Annotated in this window: 3 protein-coding genes and 2 pseudogenes; 1 reads left to right on the forward strand and 4 read right to left on the reverse strand. The window is 55.0% G+C overall.

All coding sequences use genetic code 11. The features are described from left to right. Positions 1-135, forward strand: a 135-nt coding sequence (locus tag F7R02_RS25210; RefSeq protein ID WP_151210041.1) for an IS3 family transposase, incomplete at its 5' end; no start/stop codon positions are given. 107 nt (positions 136-242) lie between these two features. On the opposite strand, the pseudogene F7R02_RS27645 reads toward F7R02_RS25210, so the two are convergent. From F7R02_RS27645 to F7R02_RS25230, 4 genes and pseudogenes are all read right to left on the reverse strand, one after another. Beyond that, positions 243-367: pseudogene (locus tag F7R02_RS27645) on the reverse strand (transposase); the annotation flags it as partial. A 123-nt stretch (positions 368-490) separates the two neighbouring features. Beyond that, a complete protein-coding gene (locus tag F7R02_RS27460) occupies positions 491-1,138 on the reverse strand; it encodes a DUF2290 domain-containing protein (RefSeq protein ID WP_078589891.1) in 648 nt (215 codons plus the stop codon). Between the two features lies 1 nt (position 1,139). Further along, positions 1,140-1,433 (reverse strand): hypothetical protein, encoded by a 294-nt coding sequence (locus tag F7R02_RS25225; protein WP_078589892.1) that lies wholly within the window; start codon positions 1,431-1,433, stop codon positions 1,140-1,142. Positions 1,434-1,456: 23 nt separating this feature from the next. After that, a pseudogene (locus F7R02_RS25230) lies at positions 1,457-1,578 on the reverse strand (IS3 family transposase); the annotation flags it as partial.

Below are 1,578 nucleotides of genomic sequence, written 5' to 3' on the forward strand. Positions count from 1 at the left end.
CCCACCAAGGACGCCGCACGCGCCGAGGTGTTCGACTACATCGAGATGTTCTACAACCCACAACGCCGTCATGGTTCAACTGGCGACCTGTCCCCTGTAGAGTTTGAACGGCGCTACGCGCAACGAGGGTCTTGAGTGTCTACGGAACCCTGGGCGTATCATCAGGCCCACTCATCGGCCACGCAATACCGAACACCGTCGACTGATAAGTGAACCTGCCCCCACCCCCCCCCCCCTAATTGAACGCGTCGTAGCAGGCAGTAGTGATGCCGATCCTCATCGCCCAAGAAGATCGCGCACCGGTTCACGCCTCGCTGGACACATGCATCGGAACGCCGTGCAGTTCCAGACGTGGCGGAGGCGGCATGGTGGGAACTTCTGCCCAGGAAGAAGACGTCAGCCTGACGGGAGCAATGCAGGCCTGCTATCAGACATCGCCGCGCGGGCCTGTACGAGCCGCTCGCTTTAGTTACCACCGCCCCCTTTTGCCCTAAGCCAAATACAACTCATGCCTGTCAAGATCCGTCCAGTGCCCCGTTTCTATTCGCGTTGTCTGATCACGAATCATCGAAACATACTGGGAACAGCATCGCCTCTCAAGAAGGCGCTCCCAAGAATCCGGGTACATATGACGCATTACAAACAGCACAAATGAAACCGGACTCATTTTATTGGAGGAGATCCTCACGCTATTCTCGAGCCCGATATGCACGTGTGCGACTGGATGAACCCCTGGTCGATACCCATCTGGATCGAAATCGAATCTGATAGGTGTTACATACTGCCGCACGGATGCAGTTTCGACCAAGCTCGCATACCCTGCCGCTGCCCGCCGGCGCTCCTTCGGCGTGTCTTCGATGCCGGTCATTTCCAAGTATTCAGAAAGCGGCATTAAGTCAAGGGGACAATGCAGAAATGAGTATGACGGTTTCAATCCCTCCTGAAACAGAAAGATGGAATGGTCGGACATTCGAACATGAAACCATCGCTTTTCGATACAGAGTTGCCACCGTTGCAGATACGGTCGAATTCGCAGTTCGCCGACGGCCTCGCGGCTCAAATTGAAATGTGGATCCCCATAGTCCACGACAGGAAACCCAGCCTCGCGCGCGAGCGTCTGTATTCTGTGCTTGTACATACTATTCTCGGCGCTTAAGCGCGCGGCGAACGTTCTGCACCTCTCTTAACTTCTTACGCAGGATCTTCTCGAACTCTTCAGGGTCAAGCGATTCGCCGAGCGAAGATATCTCGTCATCCACCGCTGAAGGATCAGCCATCACTAGGTCACGCTTCATGAACACAAAGTCTTGCTCACTAGGCTGTACGAACTTGAGCGACGGGAAATTATCCTTTGCCTTTTGCAGCTCAGCGCCAAAGCGTTGGGCGGAAGCTCCAACTCCGGTGATGCATAGCCACCCTTTAGTTCTCGTCATTGCGGTGAAGGCACGATTGGGTTCTACCCCGATATCACGGACGGTTGTAAAAGAGCTGCAACCTTCTGATCCTGCTTGGCCGCCCTTCGCCGCATCCTTGGGTTGTGGCGTCGCTCGATGTAGTCAAACACATCCGCTCTTGCTC

The organism is Xanthomonas cissicola (assembly GCF_008801575.1).
GTDB classification, from domain to species: domain Bacteria; phylum Pseudomonadota; class Gammaproteobacteria; order Xanthomonadales; family Xanthomonadaceae; genus Xanthomonas; species Xanthomonas cissicola.